The 23,514-nt window shown below is 33.4% G+C and carries 10 protein-coding genes; all 10 read left to right on the forward strand.

Annotated elements, in window-relative coordinates; genetic code table 11:
• The first annotated feature begins 9 nt into the window (after positions 1–9).
• A complete protein-coding gene (locus tag ACFWU4_RS12120) occupies positions 10–915 on the forward strand; it encodes an ABC transporter ATP-binding protein (RefSeq protein ID WP_411128226.1) in 906 nt (301 codons plus the stop codon).
• A 46-nt stretch (positions 916–961) separates the two neighbouring features.
• Complete coding sequence (locus ACFWU4_RS12125) at positions 962–1,789, forward strand: ABC transporter permease (RefSeq protein WP_411128228.1); 828 nt, start codon at positions 962–964, stop codon at positions 1,787–1,789.
• A gap of 107 nt (positions 1,790–1,896) precedes the next feature.
• Positions 1,897–5,277, forward strand: coding sequence for a T9SS type B sorting domain-containing protein (locus ACFWU4_RS12130; RefSeq protein WP_411128229.1), 3,381 nt, complete (start codon positions 1,897–1,899; stop codon positions 5,275–5,277).
• Positions 5,274–7,739, forward strand: a complete 2,466-nt coding sequence (locus ACFWU4_RS12135) for a T9SS type B sorting domain-containing protein (RefSeq protein ID WP_411128231.1) — start codon at positions 5,274–5,276, stop codon at positions 7,737–7,739. Before ACFWU4_RS12130 ends, ACFWU4_RS12135 begins: the two co-directional genes overlap by 4 nt.
• A gap of 38 nt (positions 7,740–7,777) precedes the next feature.
• Complete coding sequence (locus tag ACFWU4_RS12140) at positions 7,778–9,559, forward strand: gliding motility-associated C-terminal domain-containing protein (RefSeq protein ID WP_411128233.1); 1,782 nt, start codon at positions 7,778–7,780, stop codon at positions 9,557–9,559.
• 437 nt (positions 9,560–9,996) lie between these two features.
• Positions 9,997–14,823: a choice-of-anchor L domain-containing protein gene (locus ACFWU4_RS12145; protein WP_411128235.1), complete on the forward strand. Its 4,827-nt coding sequence runs from the start codon at positions 9,997–9,999 to the stop codon at positions 14,821–14,823.
• An 83-nt stretch (positions 14,824–14,906) separates the two neighbouring features.
• Positions 14,907–17,255: a choice-of-anchor L domain-containing protein gene (locus ACFWU4_RS12150; RefSeq protein WP_411128237.1), complete on the forward strand. Its 2,349-nt coding sequence runs from the start codon at positions 14,907–14,909 to the stop codon at positions 17,253–17,255.
• A gap of 121 nt (positions 17,256–17,376) precedes the next feature.
• Positions 17,377–20,286 carry a response regulator gene (locus tag ACFWU4_RS12155; protein WP_411128239.1) on the forward strand — a complete coding sequence of 970 codons (2,910 nt, stop codon included), beginning with the start codon at positions 17,377–17,379 and terminating at the stop codon, positions 20,284–20,286.
• A 271-nt stretch (positions 20,287–20,557) separates the two neighbouring features.
• Positions 20,558–22,141: a tail fiber domain-containing protein gene (locus tag ACFWU4_RS12160; protein ID WP_411128241.1), complete on the forward strand. Its 1,584-nt coding sequence runs from the start codon at positions 20,558–20,560 to the stop codon at positions 22,139–22,141.
• An 11-nt stretch (positions 22,142–22,152) separates the two neighbouring features.
• Complete coding sequence (locus ACFWU4_RS12165) at positions 22,153–23,514, forward strand: hypothetical protein (protein ID WP_411128243.1); 1,362 nt, start codon at positions 22,153–22,155, stop codon at positions 23,512–23,514.

The raw sequence follows: 23,514 nt of genomic DNA on the forward strand, positions 1-23,514 counted from the left end.
AATCATATTTTGGAGCCAATCCTTACAATCAATAATCTTACAAAGAAATTCGGCTATCTTACGGCTGTTAAAGACCTAAGCTTTACTATTAACAAAGGCAATGTATACGGTATACTCGGACCTAACGGTAGTGGTAAATCTACAACATTAGGTATTGTCCTAAATGTTGTTAATAAAACTCATGGAGATTTCCATTGGTTCGATGGTAATACAACAACACACGATGCCTTGAAGCAAGTTGGAGCTATTATAGAGCGTCCTAACTTTTATCCTTATATGACGGCAGAAGAGAACTTAAAATTAGTCTGCAGAATTAAAGGTGTTAGCCATGCTAAAATAGAAGAAAAGCTAGAAGTTGTTGGATTATTAGATCGAAAAAATCATAAATTTAAAACGTATTCTTTAGGTATGAAGCAACGTTTAGCTATCGCTTCTGCCCTACTCAATGATCCTGAAATTTTAATATTAGATGAGCCAACTAATGGGCTAGACCCTCAAGGAATTCATCAGATCCGAAAAATTATTAAAGAGATTGCTTCTAATGGCACAACAATACTGCTAGCATCGCATCTTTTAGATGAGGTTGAAAAAGTATGCTCGCATGTTGTAGTTTTACGTAAAGGTGAAAAATTATATGCAGGTCGTGTTGATGAAATGATTAATAGCCATGGATTTTTTGAATTAAAAGCTGAAAAACACCAAGACCTCTTAAATCTTTTAAAACAGCATCCTAATTTTGAAAAAGTGACCGTAGAAGATGATCTAATAACTGCCTTCTTAAACGAACCTATGTCTGCACCAGATTTTAATAAATTAATGTTCGATAAAGGTATCTTATTATCTCACCTAGTGAAGCGTAAAGAAAGTTTAGAAGAACAATTCTTACAATTAACCGACAACCAAGAAATCAATTAAAAAACAGCTTAATTCTTGCAAAGAATTAAACACAACCAATCGCTATATGTTACGTCTCGTAAAATTAGAATTACAAAAACTTTGGCTCAATAAAACAAGTCGAATCCTAATATTTATTTCATTTATACTGCCATTCACAGTACTTGTGCTTTCCTCTATAAAAATTAACTTCTTTGGATTTTTTACACTAGAGTTAGGCGAATTAGGTATTTTCAACTTCCCAATAATTTGGCACATTACAACATTCTTTGCCTCCTACTTTAAATTTTTCTTTGCTATTGTTGTTGTGAGTATGATAGGTAATGAATATAGCAATAAAACGCTAAAACAAAATCTTATAGATGGGTTAAGTAAAAAAGAATTCATTCTATCAAAATTTTATACTATTGTCTTCTTTTCGCTCTGTGCTACTGCCCTAATTGGTATTGCATCATTCTTAATTGGCCTATATTATTCTAGTTACACAGAAGCTTCAATTATATTTAGAGAAGTTGAATTTCTACTCGCCTATTTTGTAAAATTAGTTGGGTTCTTTAGTTTGTGTCTGTTTTTTGGAATGCTCTTAAAACGCTCGGCTTTTGCCCTTGCATTCCTAGTTGTACTATATATACTAGAGTGGATCATTTTTTGGGGAGCATACGAAGCCTTTGGCAATGCCGATAGTGCATTTAAGGTAAAAAATATGTTGCCGTTAGAATCCATGTATAAGCTTATAGATCAACCGATTCAGCGTATAGTAATGACTAAATTCCCTGAAAAGACAGATATAGCATACGACTATGGAGTACACTGGTACGAGATTGCCGTAGTTTTGGGTTGGTCTGCCCTTTTTATCTTTTTATCTTATCGATTATTAAAAAAGAGAGATTTATAATATCTTTGATAGCAATTGCTATTATACTTTTCAACATATACTAGGAGAATAACCTTTCTCGTTGTTATACTATTGAAAATAGTGTGTTTTTGCACTCTAAAGATATTATGAAAAAGATAAGTTTTATATTTCTCTTATTTGTTTTTTGCTCCCCAATTTTTGGGCAAAACGAAGCCTCATATTGGTATTTTGGGCAAAATGCAGGTTTACGCTTTAATGCTCAAACTGGTACAATAGATGCGGTAACTAATGGACAATTAAGTACTTTAGAAGGTTGTACCTCTATTGCAGATGAGAATGGTGATTTACTTTTTTATTCTGATGGCAGCACCGTTTGGAATAGAAATCACCTAATAATGCTTAATGGCACAGGTCTTAAAGGAGATGATTCTAGCACATCCTCAGGCGTTATAGTTCCTAAACCACAAGACCCAGACTTTTATTACATATTTACAGTAGACGAACCACATCATTTAAATACATCAGCATTTCCTGGAGAAACTGCAAACGATGGTGTTAATGATGGTCTTATGTACTCTAGAATAAATATTCTCGATGACGGTGGATTAGGAGCTGTTGATGCTACAGAAAAGAACGTACCTTTAATTACATACGATACAGCAAACCCTTTAGCTTCAGAATTGAAATGTTCGGAAAAAATAACAGCTGTTAAAGCTGATGATTGTTTTTCGTTTTGGGTAATCACGCACTTTGGTGATACATTTTATGCTTTTAAAATTGACGAAAATGGTGTAGATGCTAATCCCGTAACTTCCGTAGTAGGTCCAAATATTCCTTTAGAGGGCTATCGACGAAACGCTTTAGGCTATCTTAAAGCTTCACCAGATGGAACTAAATTAATATCAGCAAATTTTGGCGAATCTACTGTGCCTGGAGGTGATGCTGGAGGTGGAATTTATTTGTTTGACTTTGATAATGACACAGGTATTGTTTCTAATAGTTTAGAGCTTTATAGTCCTCAAAATAATAACAGTCCTTACGGTGTTGAGTTTTCTGCAGAAAATAAAAAAGTATATGCAACATTAGGATTTGGTGCTGGTGGCGGTGGACAAAGCCAAATTATCCAATGGAATCTAGAAGCAGCAGACATACCTAATTCTTCACAAGTTTTACATACTTCAAACTCTTTGAGTGCAGGTGCTCTTCAACTGGGAATTGATAAGCGAATTTATAGAGCACAGGTAGATTTTGGTAATTTTAATAACAGCGGCAGGTACTTGGGAGTTATAAATGATCCCGAAGCCGATGGAGTGGCAGCAAACTATGACGAACAAGGAATCTTACTAGATGTTAATGGTGGTTTTCAAAACTTAAGTCGTATTGGGTTACCGCCTTTTATTCAATCGTTATTTAATTCTCAAACAGATATAATAAGGAATGGTATCAGTACCACAGAACTGAAACTTTGTACTGGTGATAGTTATACATTACAGGCAGAAGATATTGTTGGAGCAGATTATGTCTGGACCTTTGATGGTAACCCTCTAGCTGAAACAACAGCACAACTTCTTATAGATAGTCCTGGTTTTTATGAAGTATTTGTGGAGCCTAATAACGGAGACTGCCCAATTGAAGGCACTGCTTTTGTTGGAGTTTTTGAAATTCCTATTGCTAATCCATTAACAGACGTTACAGTTTGTGATAATACAGGTAATGATGGTTTTTTTGAATTTGATTTCACAAATAAAAATGGTGAAGCTTTATTAGCACAAGACCCTTTTCTTAATAATGTACGTTATTTTGAAACGCTCGATAATGCCAATAATTTAGAAAACGAAATCATATTTCCATATACCAATATTAGCAATCCACAAACGGTTTTTGTTCGTGTAGATAATATCGATAATACCAACTGTTTTGATATTAACACATTTGAACTTGAAGTTTTTAACACACCTCAAATTGTGTTGTTAGATAATATAGAATTCTGTGATAATGAAGGTGACGTTACTGATGGGTTTGCAACAATAGAATTAGGCGATTTAATACCAATTATTAATGGTACGCAGATTGAAACTGAAATTACCTTTCATGCCACACAAGACGATGCTGATGATGGTACCTCAGCCCTACCTTTATCTTATACCAATACGATAGCTTTTAACGAAACTATTTTTGTTCGTATAGAAAACACAACCAATACTACGTGCTATAATATTGGTAGTTTTGAGTTGACTATAAATCCCATACCTGAAGCTAATGACATTACGATTGTACAATGTGATGAAGACGGCATACCAGAAGGCTTTACTGTTTTTAATATTACTGCTTTTGCAGAAGAAATTATTGGAAATACAACAGATAGTGAAGTAAGGTTTTATCTATCTCAAACTGACGCAGAAAATCAACAAAATGCAATAAATTCAGATGCGTTTGAGAATTTCTTTAATCCTCAAATAATATATGCGAGAGTTACCAATATAAATTCTAATTGTATAAACTTCAGTCAAATATCTTTAGAAGTTAGCACATCAGCGGCTAATGATGCTAGTATTTCCCTTTGCGATGATGATGGTATTGAAGATGGTTTTACAACCTTTAATCTTATGGATACTAACAATATTGTGCTCGCTGGTGCACCTGCAGGCTTAACCTTGCAGTATTACGAAACCTATAACGACGCACTTATTGAAAGTAATCCGCTTGGAAATACATTTACAAACACCATACCTTATAGTCAAACCATTTATGGGCGTGTAGAAAATGCAAACGCATGCTATGGTATCAGCGAAATAGAACTCAACGTTCTCGAACTACCCAATATAGAAAGGGCTTCTGAAACTATCTACTGCCTTAACGCTACACCTGAAACTATTGTATTAAATTCTGGTATTATCAATGATATTCCTAATAACTACAGTTTCGACTGGTCTACTGGCGAAGATACTGCAACAATAGAGGTAGATGCTCCAGGAACCTATACCGTAAGAGTTACAAATTTTAATGGCTGTTTTAAGGATAGAACTATAAGTGTTTTGCCTTCTAATATTGCAACTATAACTGGCATAGATATTATTGATGCTTCAGAAAATAATTCTATTTCTGTAATAGTAAGTGGTGAAGGTAGTTATGAATATGCATTAGATGACATTAATGGTCCATATCAAGAAAGCAATGTTTTTATAAATGTAGAACCCGGAATGTATACAGTTTATGTACGTGACAAAAATAATTGTGGAACTATTGAAGAACTTGTCTCGGTAATTGGATTCCCCAAATTTTTCACACCTAATAACGATGACACTAATGATTTCTGGCAAGTATTTGGCGTCAATAATCAGTTTCAAGCAAATTCTTTAATTCTTATTTTCGATCGGCAAGGAAAACTTTTAAAGGAACTCGATCCTCTTAGTCGAGGTTGGGATGGTACTTACAATGGTGCAAAAATGCCATCGACAGATTATTGGTTTAAGGTAAATCTGCAAGATGGAAGAACATTTACAAGTCACTTTAGCTTAAAACGATGAATCAGAAATTAAAACATATATATAAATTTGTATTAGCGACTTTGTCTATTTTATGCGCCTCAGCAACAAGTTTTGCCCAAGAACCTAATGATTGCCAAAATGCAGTCACTGTTTGCGGAAACTCACAATTTAGTTTGGATGTTAGCGGTATTGGCACACAAGAATTGTCTGGTCTAAACGACTGTCAAAGTCAAGAAAATAACAGCATTTGGTTAGAAGTTAATATAGCAACCGATGGCACCTTAGCATTTACTTTAACGCCAGGAAGTACAGATATAAATGAAGATTACGACTTTTTTATTTTTGGTCCTAATGTAACATGCGGTAATATTGGACAAGCAATTCGTTGCTCTACAACAAATCCTGCAGCTGCTATGCAGGGTAATAACTTAACAGGTCTTAACGCCACTTCTACCGAGGTTAATGAAGGTCCAGGACAAAATGGTGATAGTTTTGTAAGTGCAATTGATGCACTCGCTGGTGAAAGCTACTTTATTGTTATAGATAGGCCTATTGGTAATAGCCCTTTTTCTTTAGAATGGACTGGCACAGCAACTTTTCCAGATAATCCATCTAATCCTTTGTTAGCAAATTCTAGTGTTACACAACTCCCAAATTTTGAAGTTTGTGATGGACTACTGCCTTTAGATGACTTTATTACAGATATAGATCTAACGACCTTAACACAAGATATTATTAATGGTGAAGGTGATGTTGTAGTATCATACCACGAATCTGAAAGTGATGCCAATATAAATACTAATCCATTAGGAGAAAATTTTAATACCACAGGAAACAATCAAACAGTTTTTATTAGAATTGAAAATACAACATCTGGCTGTTTTATTATAAACAGCTTTAATATAGTTGTTACAGCATTATCTAATTTTAATAACCCAACGCTTTTTGAGATTTGTGACGATGATACCGATGGTGATGATCAAAACGGTTTTACTACTTTTAATTTTGATGAAAAAACTATAGAAATCACAAATGGTATTGCTGGTGCTAATTATAGTATTAGCTATTACCTAAATCAAGCAGATGCCGAAACAGGTACCAACCCTCTACCAACTGATTATACCAATACTGTTGCAACACCAACGGAAATTTTTACCCGTATAGAAGATTTAGATTCTGGTTGTGTTGCTTTTAGATCTTTTGATATCGTTGTTGCTGCTAAACCAATAGCCAATGATGTATCTCTTGTGCAATGCGACGAAGATGGTATACCAGAAGGATTTACAATATTTAATATCACTGAGGCTTTCGATGCGATTACTGGCGGTAATGTAAATACGTCAATCACTTATTATTTAGCACAGATAGATGCTGAGAATGAACAAAATGAAATCGATCCAAATGCGTTTGAGAATTTCTTTAATCCTCAAATTATATATACAAGAGTAACTAATACGAGTACAGGTTGTATAAATTTTAGTGAAATTTCTTTAGAAGTAAGTACAACGGCCTCTAATGATGCCAGTATTTTACTTTGTGACGATGATGGCACAGAAGATGGCTTTACCACGTTTAACCTTAATGATACAAATAATATTGTCTTAGCTGGCGCACCTGCAGGATTGACACTTCAGTATTATGAAACTTATAATGACGCGCTTATTGAAAATAACCCACTTGGCAATACGTTTACAAACACAATAGCTTATAACCAAACTATTTACGGTCGTGTAGAAAATGCCAACGCGTGTTATGGGATTAGTGAAATAACACTTACTGTTTTTGAATTACCAAATATTGAAACAACTTTTGAAACTGTTTATTGTCTTAATGATCCTTCTAGCACAATTATTTTGGATGCAGGTATTATTAATGATACACCTAGTAATTTTTCGTTTTTATGGTCTACTGGAGAAGACACAGCTACAATTGAGATAAACACTCCTGGCACGTATACTGTTAGAGTTAGTAATACTGATGGTTGTTTTAAAGATAGAACAATTAATGTTTTACCTTCTAATATTGCGACGGTTACCAATATAGAAATTGTTGATGCTTCAGAAAATAATTCTATTACTGTGGTAGTAGATGGTGAAGGAGATTATGAGTATTCTTTAGATAATATCAATGGCCCTTACCAAGACAGTAATACCTTTTCTAATGTAGAACCTGGCCTTTATACAGTTTATGTGCGCGATAAAAATGACTGTGGTATCATTGATGCATTAGTTTCTGTTATTGGTTTCCCAAAGTTCTTCACACCAAATGATGATGATGCTAATGATTTTTGGCAAGTTTCTGGTATAAGTGACCAATTTCAAGGAAATTCTTTAGTTCTTATTTTCGACCGTCAGGGGAAACTATTGAAAGAACTAGATCCTTTGAGTCGCGGTTGGGATGGAACTTATAACGGAGCAAAAATGCCTACAAGCGACTATTGGTTTAAAGTAAATCTTGAGGATGGAAGAACTTTTACAAGTCATTTTACTCTGAAACGGTAAAATTAAAAACCGTAATTTAGTTTTACTAAATCACCGCTTTGAAACGTATATATTTCATAATTTACTTTCTTTTGTTTGGTGCAACAATACCTCTTTGTGCTCAAGACGTCTCTTTGTTTCAACAATATAACGGTCGATATGACTACATAGCTATTGGCAATACCTTAAATATTGAGGAAAACGGCCCACTTTCTACATGTAGTATATTAACAAGTTCCTCTGCAAATTTAAACCTGAATACAAATCAAAATGTAATTGCAGCCTATTTATATTGGGCAGGTTCTGGGGATGGAGATTTTGATATTGCTTTAAATAATATTCCCATTACTGCGGAACGTACTTTTAATGATGCATTAGATAGTACACGGACTTTCTTTGCTGCTTTTGCTGATATAACAGATATTATAGCCTCTCAAGGTAGCGGACTATATACCATTTCTAATTTTGATTTAACGGATGTTATACAACCATTTTGTGCGTCGGGAACAAATTTTGGTGGTTGGGCAATCACCGTAATTTATCAAGACGACAATTTACCTCTAAACCAACTTAATGTATATGACGGGCTGCAGAGTGTTCCAGATTTTTTAAATATCACATTAGACAATCTAAACGTTTTAGACAATGAAGATGCTAAAATAGGGTTTATAGCATGGGAAGGAGATCGGTCCTTGGCTGTAACTGAGCAACTCACTATTAATGGAAATATAATAAGTAATCCTCCATTAAATCCTGCCAACAATGCATTTAATGGTACCAATTCTTTTACTGGTGCAACGGACCTGTACAATATGGATATTGATGTCTATAATATTCAAAACAACATTAATATTGGTGATACATCAGCCACAATTGAACTTACATCTGGTCAAGATTTTGTAATGATAAACAATATTATTACTGTACTTAATAGCCAATTACCTGATGCAACCATTATCGTGGATAGTTATGAAGTAAATTGTGGTGATAATAGTATTACGTTTTTTTACACTATAAATAATTTTAATAGCACAGCTCCTATACCTGCGAATACTCCTATAGCTTTTTATTTAGATGGAGTTTTAATAGGCCAAAGCCAAACTCTAAGTGAAATTGCTATAGGAGAAAGTGAAAGCAATTCGGTTATTGTATTTGTTCCAGACGACTCTAACTCAAACTTAATTATAACAGCGCAGGTAGATGATAATGGTTCTATGATGGGTATAATAACAGAAACAAATGAGGGTAATAATAACACGCAAGTAGATGTTGAATTATTAGTTATTCCAGACATAAGAATTTTACCGAATCTCTTAAATTGTAACGAAGGTTTTGAAATAGCTACTTATAATTTATTTGATGCTTTAGAAAGTTTGAATTTTGATGAGAGTGCGATTTCTTTCTATAAAACAATAGAAGATTTAGAATTAGAAACCAACTCTATTTTAATACCTTCTAATTATAATAACTCATCTAACCCAGAAACTATTTATGTACGCTTAGAAAGTAATCCTTGCTATGAAATATTTCAGTTTCAACTGAATATAGAAAATTGTCCACCTTATATACCTCAGGGTTTCTCTCCTAATAGCGACACCTACAATGACTGGTTTAACATTCAAGGACTTTATGATATATTTACGGACCATACGCTTACTATTTATAACCGTTATGGTGATGTTATTTTTGAAGGAAATAATAATAAACCTTGGACTGGAGAGATTAATAGAGGTATAAATAATCGAGGCGAAATAGTTCCTGTTGGCACCTATTATTATATTTTAAATTTAAATGATCCTAACTATCGACAAATGGTAGGTTGGGTGTACGTAAATTACTAAAAATGTTAAATTTTTAGTTCGTTCATCTTATTCTTTTGTAACTCTAAAGTACATCCATTAATTTTAAAGTAAACTGTGTTTACTTAAGTGCCCTCTAAAACACTTTTCATTTTCCCTCTTAAATCAACATTAATATAACTCATCTGTATATCAGAGCATTACATCATATTACGATATTGAGTTTCAGGTTAAGCAACATTTTTTTATAAAAGATGTAATGTTTCGAAATTTCAATTTGGGAGAAAGGCCTCATTAAGAGGCCTTTTTATGTAATATATGTAGTATTATTCTATGTAAACGTTAACATTTAATGCTCTTTGTCGTATTTTTTTGCATTTAATCTTTAATCGGTGTATTTTGGACATGCTAAATTGCACAACCAAAATTTAGTCCCCAAATCTAATATTAACTGTGCATTTTAAACTTAACCTCAATTTATGGATTGTACTAAACGTTCCCTCCTTCTAATGTTATGCTTCATTTCGAGTATTTCATTTGCACAACAGATCACTGTAAACAACTCAGTATCGGCTCAAGATTTAATAGAAAATACCTTAATTCAGGGATGTGTAGATGTATCGGATATAAATTCCCCATCTAATGGAAACATAGTTGGTTTAGGAAGCTTCGGATACTTTGAGCGTGGAACCTCTGGTTTTCCTTTTGAAAACGGTATTGTTTTAACGACAGGTGACGCTAATTCTGCTGGGAATGGAGAAAATACAGAAGTCTTAAATGATGGTAACGGAAGTTGGCTTACTGATTCAGATTTAGAGTCGGCTCTCGGTATTACAGGCACTCTAAATGCAACATCTATTGAGTTTAACTTCATCTCTATATCAAACCAAATACAATTTAATTACATATTAGCATCAGAAGAATATTTTGGTAATTTTCCTTGTCAATATTCAGACGGTTTTGCTTTTCTCATCCGAGAAGCAAACAGCGGAAACCCTTATACAAATATTGCTTTAGTTCCTGGCACCTCAACACCTGTAAATACAAACACGGTTCATGATGAAATTGTAGGGTTTTGTGACGCATCTAATGGTCAATATTTTGAAGGTTATAATTTAGGTGACACCAACTACAACGGAAGAACCTCAGTATTATCTGCAACTGCTGCTATTCAGCCTAACGTACAATATCAAATAAAACTAGTTATTGCTGACCAAACTGATGAAAACTATGATTCTGCCGTATTCATTGAGGGAAGTAGTTTCAATGCAACAGTAGATTTAGGTGAAGACTTTTCTACGTGCGCTAGTAATGTTTTATTAGATGGTGATATAGAAAATCCGCTAGCAACGTATTCTTGGTACTTAGATAATACCTTAGTACCTGCTGAGACTCAACCAACATTTGATGCTGTAGTATCAGGAAATTATAGAGTTGAAATAGAAATTCCACTCTCTGGGAGTTCTTGTATTATAGAAGATTCTATTAATATTCAATTAAGCTCTACACAATCTTCAGATCCAATTTCAGATTATCAAATATGTGACGATTCAAGTAATGATGGTATCGAAACTTTCGATTTATCTACAAAAACTAGTGAAGTTCTGGCTTCTGTTCCTACTTCAACCTATGATATCTCTTACCATTTCTCTAATTCTGATGCGCAAACAGGTCTAAATCCTATTTTAGCACCTATTCAAAATACATCGAATCCTCAAGTTGTCCATGTAAGAATTGAGGATACAAACAATGGATGCTTAGCATTTTCCACGATAAATTTAGTAGTAAATGCATTACCATCAATAGTAGAGCCCATTCCATTAGAGGTCTGTGATGACCAAACTGCAGATGGTTTTACAACTATCGATTTAACAATTAAAGATGACGAAATTACAAATGGACAAGCCAATTTAGTAGTTACCTATCATAGTACTTCATTAGAAGCAGAATCTGGTACTAATGCTTTGCCTATGCCTTACGTCAATACAAGTACTAATGAAGTCGTATTTGTTCGTGTAGAAAACTCACAAACAGGCTGTATAAGCACTACAACTTTAGATATAACAGTATTAGATAATCCCATTATAAATACAGATCCACATTATTTAGATGCTTGTGATACAGATCATAATGGGTTTGCTGATTTTGATTTAACAACAATAATCCCTGATGTATTAGAAGGACTTACCAATGTTACAGTAACATTCCACGAAACTAATGATGATGCACTTAATGGTACAAATGCTATTGCAGATGAAACTAACTATGCTAATATTGTAAGCAATGTGCAAGTTGTATATATCCGTGTAGAAAATAATACAACAGGCTGTCCTTCAATTACACCAATAGAACTGCATACAAATTTATTACTTACCGCTACAAATATTACAGATATTACCCTTTGTGATGTTGATAATGATGGATCTGAGGAATTTATTTTTGCTGGTATAGCTATGGGAATTATAAATAATATTCCGGATGTATCCGTAGAATTCTATGAATCTGAAACTGATAGGGACAACCAAATAAATGCCATAAATCAATCTATTCCGTTTTTTCCTTCGAGTAACCCACAAACCATTTATATAGGTTTATCTAGTCCAACTTGTATGGAGGCTTCTAGTATTGAAATAATGATAGTTCCAATACAAGAATTTCAAGATATAACGAGTCAGACAGTTTGTGATGAAAATCAAGATGGTATTACAACCACAGATTTATCTCAGTTTGATATATTAGTAACTCAAGGACAATCTGGTTTTGGCGTGAGCTATTTCCTTTCTGAAAGTGATGCTAGAAACAATACCAACGTATTGTCTAATTTTTACACTAACATGACGAACCCCTTTACGGTATTTCCACGAATACAGTCAAATACTACAGGATGTGCCGATGTAAATTCTTTTGAGATTACAGTACTAGATGCACCTACAACCTCTACTCCATCAGATATTCTAATATGCGATGATGACCAAGATGGGTTCTCTACAATTAACCTTTTAGATGTAATCTCGGAAGTAGTTAGTAGCATTAATGAAAGGCAAATAACTTTTCATAATAGCCAAACAGATGCTAATAATGGCTCTAATACCATTACGAATCCAAACACTTATAATGCACAAACTGAGTCTGTTTATATTCGTGTAGAAAATACCACTACAGGTTGTATTTCTACCGAAACACTTGGTATAATTGTCAATACCCTTCCTAATTTTATCGCCATAAGTAATTATACAATTTGTGAAGATAGCAGTGATGGCTTTGGAGATTTTATTTTTAATACTAAAGATGCAGAAATATTAAATGGACAACCAGGAAAACAGGTCCTTTACTATTTAAATCAAAGTGACGCAGACAGTCGTATTAACGCTATAGATAAAGATTCTAACTATCAGAATACAAGCAATCCGCAGTCCATTTTTGTAAGAGTAGAAAACTTAAGTGATCAAAACTGTTATGGTACGTCTAGTTTTACTGTAGAAGTGGGTGCAAATCCAATTTTTAACGACCCATCAGATTGGTTTGTTTGCGATGATATTTCTAATGACGGTTTCGAAACATTTGACTTATCAACAAAAATTACTGAAGTATCTCAAGCCATTGCAGGTAATTTAACCGTTACTTTTTACACCTCACAGTTTAATGCTGAAAATAGCATAGATGCTTTACCTCTAGATTATACAAACACTGTAAATCCTCAAACTATCTTTGTTCAAATAGATAATGGTACTATCTGTAATTCTATAAGCTCTTTTGAATTAAATGTTATACAAGTACCGCAGGTTAACGAATCTTCAACACTAACCATATGCGATACAGATTCGGATGGTTTTACACAATTTGATCTAACTACATCTGAGTTTGATATTTTAGATGTAAGACAAGATGATATTGAAATCTCGTATTTCGAAAGCGTAGCAGATGCAGAAGCACATATAAACATAATTCCTAATCCAGAAGCTTATACAAATATAAGTAACCCTCAAACTGTATTTATAAAAATTACTAATACCATATCTAATTGTTATGCGCTGGTACCTATTGATTTGGTTGTAAACACACCTCCAGCTATTAATGATTTTCAAACCTTTGATATCTGTGCAAATGCCACGAATAGTTTTGATTTACTTGAAATAAATGGGGCTTTGACGGACGAAAGTAATAATGTGTTATTCACCTATTTCTCTAGTGAAACAGACGCAATAGCAAATACAAATCCTTTAAATACAAATTACAATTACGTCACAAATAACGATACACTTTTTGTTAGAGTTGAGTTAAGTACAACCCAATGCTATCTCGTATATGAGTTTATCCTTAATGTTAATCCTTTACCAATAGCAAATCAACCTAATGATTTAGAAGCCTGTGATGATAATTTTGATGGTATTTTAGAATTCGATTTATCGGAACAAAACAGCACAATCTTAAGTGGTCAAAACGCTTCAGATTATACAATAACGTATCACAATTCAGAATTGGAAGCGAATGATAACAGCTCTCCTATATCCAATAATTATACAGCGTTTGATGGCGAAATAGTATTTGTTCGTATTGAAAATAATACTACGGGTTGCTATAATACAACTCAATTTTCCACCTTGGTGCATCCATTACCAATTATAGATATTGAAGACCAAGTAATATGCTTAGATAACTTACCATTGGTTGTTTCTGCAAATACAAATATAGCAACAGACCAATATCTATGGTCTACTGGAGAAACAACTCCAGAAATTGAAATAATGGATATTGGCACCTATTGGGTAACTGTAACCACACAGTTTGGTTGTGAAAACACACGTGCGTTTGGAGTCTCGATTTCAGAAGCTGCCACTATAGAAGCTACAGAAATTATTGACTTTTCTGATCCTAATAATATTACCATTACCATTAGTGGTATTGGTAACTACTTATATCAATTAGATGATGGAGAACCACAAGAATCTAACCTTTTTGAAAATGTAGCTATGGGTTACCATACTATTACAATCATTGATTTAAATGGTTGCTCAGAAGTAACACGTGAGGTCCTAGTGATTGATATACCTAAACATATGTCACCAAATAACGATGGTCATTTTGATACTTGGCATATTGTAGGTGTAGAAACTTTACCAGGCACCATAATCCATGTTTTTGATCGTTACGGTAAACTCTTAACACAATTAAGACATGATACTCCGGGTTGGGATGGTACATTTAATGGACTAAAAATGCCAGCGAGTGACTATTGGTTTGTAGCCGAGGTAAGAAGAGGGACACAATCTTTTGAAGTAAAAGGCCATTTTTCGATTCGGAGATAATTTTTAATTAATCATTTCTTTAACATCTTCTTTAAATTTTAGCATTCAATTGATGCCTATATTTGCACTCCCTAAAATTAGAGATGAATAAAGGTATTATTTTAGTATTCTTTCTATGTTCACTATTAACATATAGTCAAAACATTACGGTAGATAGTCAAACTTTTACACCACAACAACTCATTGAAGATGTCTTAATTGATAGTGATTGTATTACTAATGTTAATGTAACCAACGTTGTCGGAGGTGATTTTGGAGGAACTGACCAAAGTTATGGATTTTTTGATGCAACAGGTACAACGTTTCCTTTTCAAAGCGGCATTGTAATGAGTACTGGAAGACTCGTTAATGTACCAGGGCCAAATAATAACCTCAGTGATGACGATGCGCCTAATTGGCTTGGAGACAGTGATTTAGAACTTGCATTAAATGAAACAGGAACTTTTAATGCCACAATTTTAGAATTCGATTTTACCTCTGTAGCTACGCAAGTGAGTTTTAGATATTTGTTTGCCTCAGAAGAATATCAAGAAAATAATCCTAACAGTTGCAATTTTTCTGACTTATTCGGCTTTCTAATACGTCCTACAGCAGGGCAAAATCAGTATGAAAATATTGCTCTAGTGCCAGACACAAACATTCCTGTAAAAGCTACGACAGTAACACCAGGCGTTCCTGGAAGTTGTCCTCCAGAAAATGAAACTTATTTTGGTACTTATAACGGAACCATTTCGCCCATTAATTTTAATGGACAAACGGCCGTTTTAAACGCTACTGCTAATATTATTCCTAATGTCAGTTATCACGTTAAGTTAGTAATCGCTGATGAGCAGAATTTTAGATTTGACAGCGCAGTTTTTTTAGAAGCAGGTAGCTTTCAGCTCTCTACAGATTTAGGTCCAAACCGTTTAATTGCAACTGGTAATTCACTTTGCGAAGGAGAAACCTTAGAGCTTAATGCCAACCAAGCCGGATCTCCATCTTTTGATTGGTTTAGAGATGGCGTTTTAGTACAATCTACACCAAGTGGTTGTATTAATTGTGGTATTTATGAGGTGACAGAACCAGGAACTTATACGGTAGAAGTGGGTCTTAATAACACCTGTATTTCTTTTGGAGACGTCGTCATTGAATATGCTCCTGTTCCAATAGTTCAAAATTCCGTTTTAATTGAATGTGATCTTAATCAAGATGGATTAACCACCTACAATCTTTTTGATGCTACAGAAGATTTAATTAATAATGATACTACAATCGTTATTACAGACTTTTTCTTAACTGAAGCAGACGCGTTAAATAATACAAATCCTATTGCAGCAGCAACGAGTTTCGAAAATTCTTTTCCGAATCAAATCGTTTATGCAAGAATTATAAATCCTGCAAATTGCGTCGCTATTGCGCAATTAGAATTACAAACATCTAATAACAGTATAACAATTCCGGATTTAGAAGCCTGCGATGGAGCCGTTATTGATGGCTTTGCAAATTTTACTTTAAGTGATATTGAGGCTTCCATCATTAATCAAATTCCGACAGGTGCAAACGTTAGTTATTATGAAATTGAAGCAGATGCTTTAAGCGGAACTAATCAACTTCCAAATGCATATACCAACACGAGTATCGATGTACAAACCCTATTTGTAAAAGTTGAAAATAACAATCAGTGCTTTAGTTTAGCTAGTGTAAATTTGACTGTACTCTTTACTCCGATTTTAGAACCAGACGCATCAATATTCTATTGTCTAAATGCCTTCCCTGAAACCATTACAATTTTTGGTGGTGTACTTAATGATTTACCTAATAACTATTTCTACGAGTGGTCTTTTAATGGGTTATTAACCAATGTCACAACCTCTTTCTATGATGCCAATGAGACTGGAACTTACACAGTTGTAGTTACAGATCCAAATGGGTGTTCTGCCAATAGAACAATCATACTAAACCCATCAGAAATTGCCACAATAGACAGTATAGACGTTGATGGCGTTTCACCTCATAACTCTGTTACTGTAAATGTTTCAGGAAATGGGTTTTACGATTATGCGATAGACGATATTAATGGATTCTATCAAGAGAGTAATGTATTCTTAAATGTTACTGAAGGCTATCATACAATATACGTGAGAGACAGAAATGGCTGTGGTACTATTGAAGAAGAAATTTCTGTTATCGGTTTTCCAAATTTCTTTACACCAAACGGTGACGATGTTAATGACTTTTGGCAAGTACTAGGGTTTGATACGCAGTTTGACACCCTAGAATATATTAGGATTTTTGATCGGTTTGGTAAATTAATTACTGTTTTAAACTCGCAACAAAGAAGTTGGGATGGACGCTTAAATAGTAAAGTCTTACCTAGCAGTGATTATTGGTACATCGCAAAGTTTATAGACGGTAGATCTTATACTGGTCATTTTGCTTTGAAGCGGTAACATATTAATTTTTCTATATATTTTCTCAATGTTACGTTTGTAACAGCTAATGTTACAATAGTTATAACTATAAGTCATTCATTTTCATATTATTGTCTATATTTAAAACCAATTACGTTTTATGAAATATTTTAGTCTCATAGTTTTATTAATAGTAACGTTAACAATAACAAGTCAAAATAAAAAACAAGATTCTATACAATTCATAAATGTTATTTCTAAAGCTGATAAAGAAACTGATAGTATTTTACAGCTCAAGGGATATGAAAAAGCATTATCATTTTCTAAAGAAACAAACTTTAATTATGGTATCTACAAATCATATCTTAAAACGGCACGTTGGAAAAAATCTAAATTTAATTCTGATTCTGCGATATTAGAATACAAAAAAGCCTTCAAAATTCTACCAGAAAATTATTCCTACAGTTATCATATAATTCAACTAATTGGTGATGAATTTTCAAAAAAATCACTCTACGACTCGGCAATATATTATCATAATAAATCAATAAAAATTGCAAAGAAATATTCAAAGAATCATAAAATAGTTTCAGCATATATTTCTATTGGAAATATATGGAATCAGACATATGATTACGATAAAGCATTTAAATTTTACTCTAGAGCGGATTCCATTTGCGAAAATGATTCTAAATTAAGAGTTTCTAAAATAAGAGCCACCATTAACAACTATTTAGGATTTAGCGTTAGAAAAAGTAATGGCTATAAGGACGCTATTAGATATTATATTAAAGCGAAGGAGATCAATAAAAAACTCGGTAACGAAAATGGAGTACAAGAAGCGAACATTGCCATCGCACAAGCATATACATCCTTTAAAGATTATAATAAAGCTTTAAAACTACTTAACGAATCTATTGCATACCATAAAGTACATATGGCTAATGAAAATTCTTATTCTTATGCAATTATTGTAAGAGGATACCTTTTTCTTCAAATGGAAAAATATAAAGCTGCTGAAAAAGATTACCTTCTTTACTATGACTTAGCTGTACAAAATAAAAATGACTTCTATGAGCGTTCTGGACTAGGCTATTTAGGGTACTTTTATGAAACTAGCAATCAATTACTAAAAGCAGAAAAGTATTATAAACTAGCTATTGAAAAAAATAAACTAGTTAATGATAATGGCCGTATTTTGCAAAATACTGACGGATTAATAACAGTTTATAAAAAGAATAAAAATTATAAGAGACTTGCAACATACTATGATTTAAAGATAGAATTACAAAAGAAAATCGATCAACAAAAAATAGCCCAAGAGACGCGTGATTTGGAAGCTAAATACCAAAATGATAAAAAAGAACAAGAAATTGCTTTATTAGAGTCTGAAAATAAATTTATAAATCAAAAACAAAAAAGTCAACGTAATATATTTATTGGGGGAATAACTATTACTTCACTTGCTGGATTATTTTTATTTGTTTTGTTTAGAAACCGTAAAAAAACAAATAACAAACTAAAAGAATTAGATGCTATTAAATCTAACTTCTTCGCTAACATTTCACATGAGTTTCGTACACCTTTAACACTAATTGCAAATCCGATTGAAACTACTTTAAACGACGATACCATTTCCGAAGTAAAACGAGAACAATTTATAACAGCCAAAAGAAACTCAGACCGTTTATTAGCTTTAGTAAATCAAATTTTGGATTTATCAAAAATTGATGCTAACCAACTAAAATTACATATTCAGAATGCGAATATAATAACACTTGTAGCAGCATTAACTGAATCTTTTAATCATGCAGCTAAACAAAAACAAATTAAGTATAAATTACATATAAATCCACACACCGAAAACGTCTGTTTTGATAGAGATGCTCTTGAAAAAATCATTGTAAACCTCATCTCTAATGCTATAAAATATACACCAGAAAATGGATCTGTACATTGTGATGCTTTTATTAAAAACAACAAGCTTCATTTTATAGTTAAAAACTCAGGTATAGTTTTAACAGCAGACGAAATAAAACATATTTTTCAGCGCTTTTACCAAACAAAAGATCAAAACCAAGGCACAGGTATCGGCTTAGCATTAGTTAAAGAATTAGTTGATTTACACAAAGGAACCATTGACGTAGACAGCACACCAAACCAATGGACTACCTTCAGAGTGGTAATACCTGTAGATAAACAAAGTTTTAAAAATGAAACATTTATAGCAAAAACAGAAGACTTAAAAGTAAACACGCAAGCTCTAATAGAACAAAAACAAGCAGTTATAACTGAAGAAGAATTTACAGATACTGACGAACCCATTTTATTATTGGTTGAAGATAATGAGGATGTGAGGCTCTTATTAAAGCAAACTTTTGAAAACAACTATAATATTATAACAGCTCCAAACGGAGAAAAAGGGATAGAACTGGCATTAGAGCATATTCCAGATCTTATTATTTCTGATATAATGATGCCTGTAAAAGATGGCATAGCGCTTACAGAACAATTGAAAACCGATGAGCGTACCAGTCATATTCCTATAATTTTATTGACAGCTAAAGCAGGAGATGAAAATAAATTAACTGGCTTGGAAGTTGGTGCTGATGACTACATCACCAAACCGTTTAATTCTAAATTAATTATTACCAAAGCAGAAAAACTTATAGAAAACAGACGTTTACTTCAACAACGTTATAGCCAAGAATTGGTATTACTTCCTAAAGATATATCTATTACAAATTTAGATGAACAATTTTTAGATAAAGTACAAACTACATTAGATAAAAATCTCATCGAACCTTCATTTAACGTCACAGAATTCTCAGAAGCTGTTGGCATGAGTCGTATGCAACTGCATAGAAAATTAAAAGCATTAACGGGTCTTACAGCCTCAGAATTTATTCGTTCTCAACGTCTAATGCTCGCAGCGCAATTCTTAAAAACTTCAGATATTAATATCTCACAAGTTGGGTATTCTGTAGGTTTTAATGACCACTCCTATTTTACCAAATGCTTTAAAGAATTTTACAAGTGTACACCAACTGAGTATGCAAAACGTAAATAAAAATCCCTTAAAAAGCTCTCAAGAACCCTATTAACACTAGCATGTTACAAAAGTTACAGCTCTTGTTACATGTCTCACAGTCTTCTTATTGCCTTCCACATAGCTTTGTAGTGTATGAAAAAAAAACGTACAACCTACAAAAGCGAGATTGATCAATTTCCATCAAAAACGATTTACATAAATGTTAATCATCTCACTTCTGGTAAATATGTTTTAAATATTACTCACAAAAATAAAGTGATAAAAAAAACCACTTTTAAAAAATAAAATTATGAAATCAACGCTCACATTAATTATTGCCTTATTAATTGTAGTATCAACTTTTGCCCAACAAGGTATTAATTACAAAGCTTTAATTAAAGATGATTTGGGAAATGTAGTAGCTAATGTAACAAATATAGATGTACAGTTTACAATTTATGAAGGCGTAGCATTAACAAATCCTGTATACCTAGAAACACACACTAACGTATCAACTGATGCTAACGGTATTGTTGTTTTAAATATAGGAAGTGGAACAACAACAGACCTATTTACAGACATTGTTTGGGGAAATGACGAGCATTGGCTTAATGTTCAAGTTGATATTGGTGCTGGACTTATGAATGTAAGCACTACACAATTTATGGCTGTGCCTTATGCCTTACATGCATTAAGTTCTAGTGATAATTCTTGGGTTAAAAACGGTGATAATATTTACAATTCTAATTTAGAAAATATTGGAATCAACATATCTAATCCAAAAACTAAATTTCATATGTCACCAGAAGCTTTTCTCATTGGAAATGACACCATAGGGTCTGGAGATAAACTTATGTGGTTACCAAAGCTCCATGCCTTTCGAGTGGGAACTCTTAGTGATATTGGTACTGATGGTCTTCCTAATCCATACTGGAATAATGAAACTTACTATGATTATTTTCATGAGGAAGAAATGAATTATATAGGTGAATATTCCTTTGCATCTGGACGAAACACCAGAGCACAAGGTTTTGGAGCAACGGCAATGGGAAGAGATACAGAGGCAACTAACAGTTATGCTATGGCAACTGGATATTTTACAAATGCTGATGGACAATTTTCAACAGCTATGGGTTTTAATACTGATGCTACTGGAAGAGCAACTACAGCTTTAGGTTATAGTACGGATGCAAATGCTGCTTATTCAACAGCTATTGGTCGTTTAAATATTGGTGGAGGAAGTGTTGATGAATGGATAGAATCTGATTCGCTTTTTGAAATTGGTAATGGTAGTAGCGATTCAAATAGAAACAATGCTTTAACCGTACTAAAAAATGGTAAAACAGGAATTGGTATAGCGACACCTTCAAGTGTACTTGAAATAGCCCATAAAAATGGTTCACCAGAAGCAGAATCATTAAGTGTTTTAAATACAGATACTAACAATTCTTGGCAATTTCATACAACCAATTACCTGAATCTATATAGAAATGGAGTTTTTAAAGGATCCTGGAATGCAACAAGTGGTGCATATGTACAAGCATCAGATAGGCGTGTAAAAAAAGATATCATTCCTTTAAATAATGGTACACTTAATAAAGTAATGCAACTTAACCCTGTAAGCTATCTTATGAAAGACCAAACCGACTCTAAACGAAATCTTGGTTTAATCTCGCAAGAAGTACAAGCACTATTTCCGAGCATTACACATTATGTAAAAGAGTCAGATTTGTTAGCATTGTCTTATACAGAACTCATTCCTATACTTATAAAAGCACTGCAAGAGCAACAAGTTATTATTGATACCCAAAACACAAAAAACACAGACCAAGATAAATCTATTGAAGCCTTATTAGCACGATTAGATCGCTTAGAATCAAAGTCTAGCAATTAAAAATAAATACAATGAAAAATATAGTCACATTAATCATTATCCTTTCTATATCGATATCTAGCTTTGCTCAAACAGGTATTAACTACAAAGCTGTAATTAAAGACGATCTAGGAAACGTCGTTGCTAATCAAAATATAGACATAAGATTTACTATAGAGTTTAATGATATTGAATTCGGAATCATAACAGGTTATAGAGAAATACAAAATACTACTACAGATGCTAACGGCATTATAGTTTTAAATATTGGTGAAGGCACATTATTATTTGGTTCATTTCCTGAAAATAGTTGGTACGATGAATCCTATCTAATAACTGAAATAGACATCGAAACAGATGGTACATTTATAACCTTACCAACTACCATTATTAATGATGTACCCATGGCCAAACAAGCAAGGTTTGCAGATACAGCAAGCCAGGCTTCATTTGCATCAACAGCAAATTTTGCAAATACCGCTGCTATAGCTAACAATGTTAGTGGTTTAGAGCAAATTACTGAAGGTGGTAATACAGGATGGCGATTAGTAGGCACAGATCCAAATAATTTTGGACCTATAGGTTCAGCTGCTATTGATTTAAGCTATTCTCCTAGTTTGTCAGAAACAAGAGGTGCCACTGGTGAAAATTCTATTGCTTTAGGAATAGGCACACATGCTTCAGATTTAGCTTCTATGGCAATGGGATACAACACAACTGCCTCAGAATCAGTTTCCACAGCAATGGGATTTGCTACAACTGCTTCAGGCGCACTTTCCACAGCAATGGGAGATAATACAACAGCTTCTGGAGCAGTTTCCACTGCCATAGGATCTCAGACAACTGCTTCAGGAGTTGGCTCCACTGCCATGGGATTTCAGACAAAAGCAGAATCCTACAGATCAACCGCAATTGGTAGATTTAATATAGGAGGTGCTACAACTAATGGTGATACTAATTGGTTTAGTGCGGACCCTCTTTTTGAAGTTGGCAATGGTGATCACCTTAATAGTAGAAACAACGCATTAACCATCTACAAAAATGGTAACGCAGAATTTGATGGAGAAATTCAACACACAAGTACTGGCAATGCTAATATGATACCTCTTGCCTACGGCACTGTAGATTCTAATGGAGACATTGAAACTGGTACTGGAAATTTTACAGCTTTTTTAAGTGGTAATGTATTTATTATAGATGTAAATGGCACAGAAGCTTTAAGTTATGGTAATACGGTGTGTTTAATTACGCCAATTTCTACAGCAGCCAGAACAGCGAGCACAATTATTACAGATGGTAATGGAGATGGCGATGCTGATCTTAATGTACGCATATTTAATGCTAGTGGTACGCAAGTGTTAACCACGTTTCAATTTGTTATTTATAAATTATAA

Source organism: Winogradskyella sp. PE311, assembly GCF_046545555.1.
Classification (GTDB): Bacteria; Bacteroidota; Bacteroidia; order Flavobacteriales; family Flavobacteriaceae; genus Winogradskyella.

Coding starts and splice junctions, on each gene's coding strand:
- ACFWU4_RS12165 (WP_411128243.1), top strand. CDS start 22,153: ATGAAAAATATAGTCACATTAATCATTATCCTTTCTATATCGATATCT.
- ACFWU4_RS12160 (WP_411128241.1), top strand. CDS start 20,558: ATGAAATCAACGCTCACATTAATTATTGCCTTATTAATTGTAGTATCA.
- ACFWU4_RS12150 (WP_411128237.1), top strand. CDS start 14,907: ATGAATAAAGGTATTATTTTAGTATTCTTTCTATGTTCACTATTAACA.
- ACFWU4_RS12155 (WP_411128239.1), top strand. CDS start 17,377: ATGAAATATTTTAGTCTCATAGTTTTATTAATAGTAACGTTAACAATA.
- ACFWU4_RS12145 (WP_411128235.1), top strand. CDS start 9,997: ATGGATTGTACTAAACGTTCCCTCCTTCTAATGTTATGCTTCATTTCG.
- ACFWU4_RS12130 (WP_411128229.1), top strand. CDS start 1,897: ATGAAAAAGATAAGTTTTATATTTCTCTTATTTGTTTTTTGCTCCCCA.
- ACFWU4_RS12125 (WP_411128228.1), top strand. CDS start 962: ATGTTACGTCTCGTAAAATTAGAATTACAAAAACTTTGGCTCAATAAA.
- ACFWU4_RS12135 (WP_411128231.1), top strand. CDS start 5,274: ATGAATCAGAAATTAAAACATATATATAAATTTGTATTAGCGACTTTG.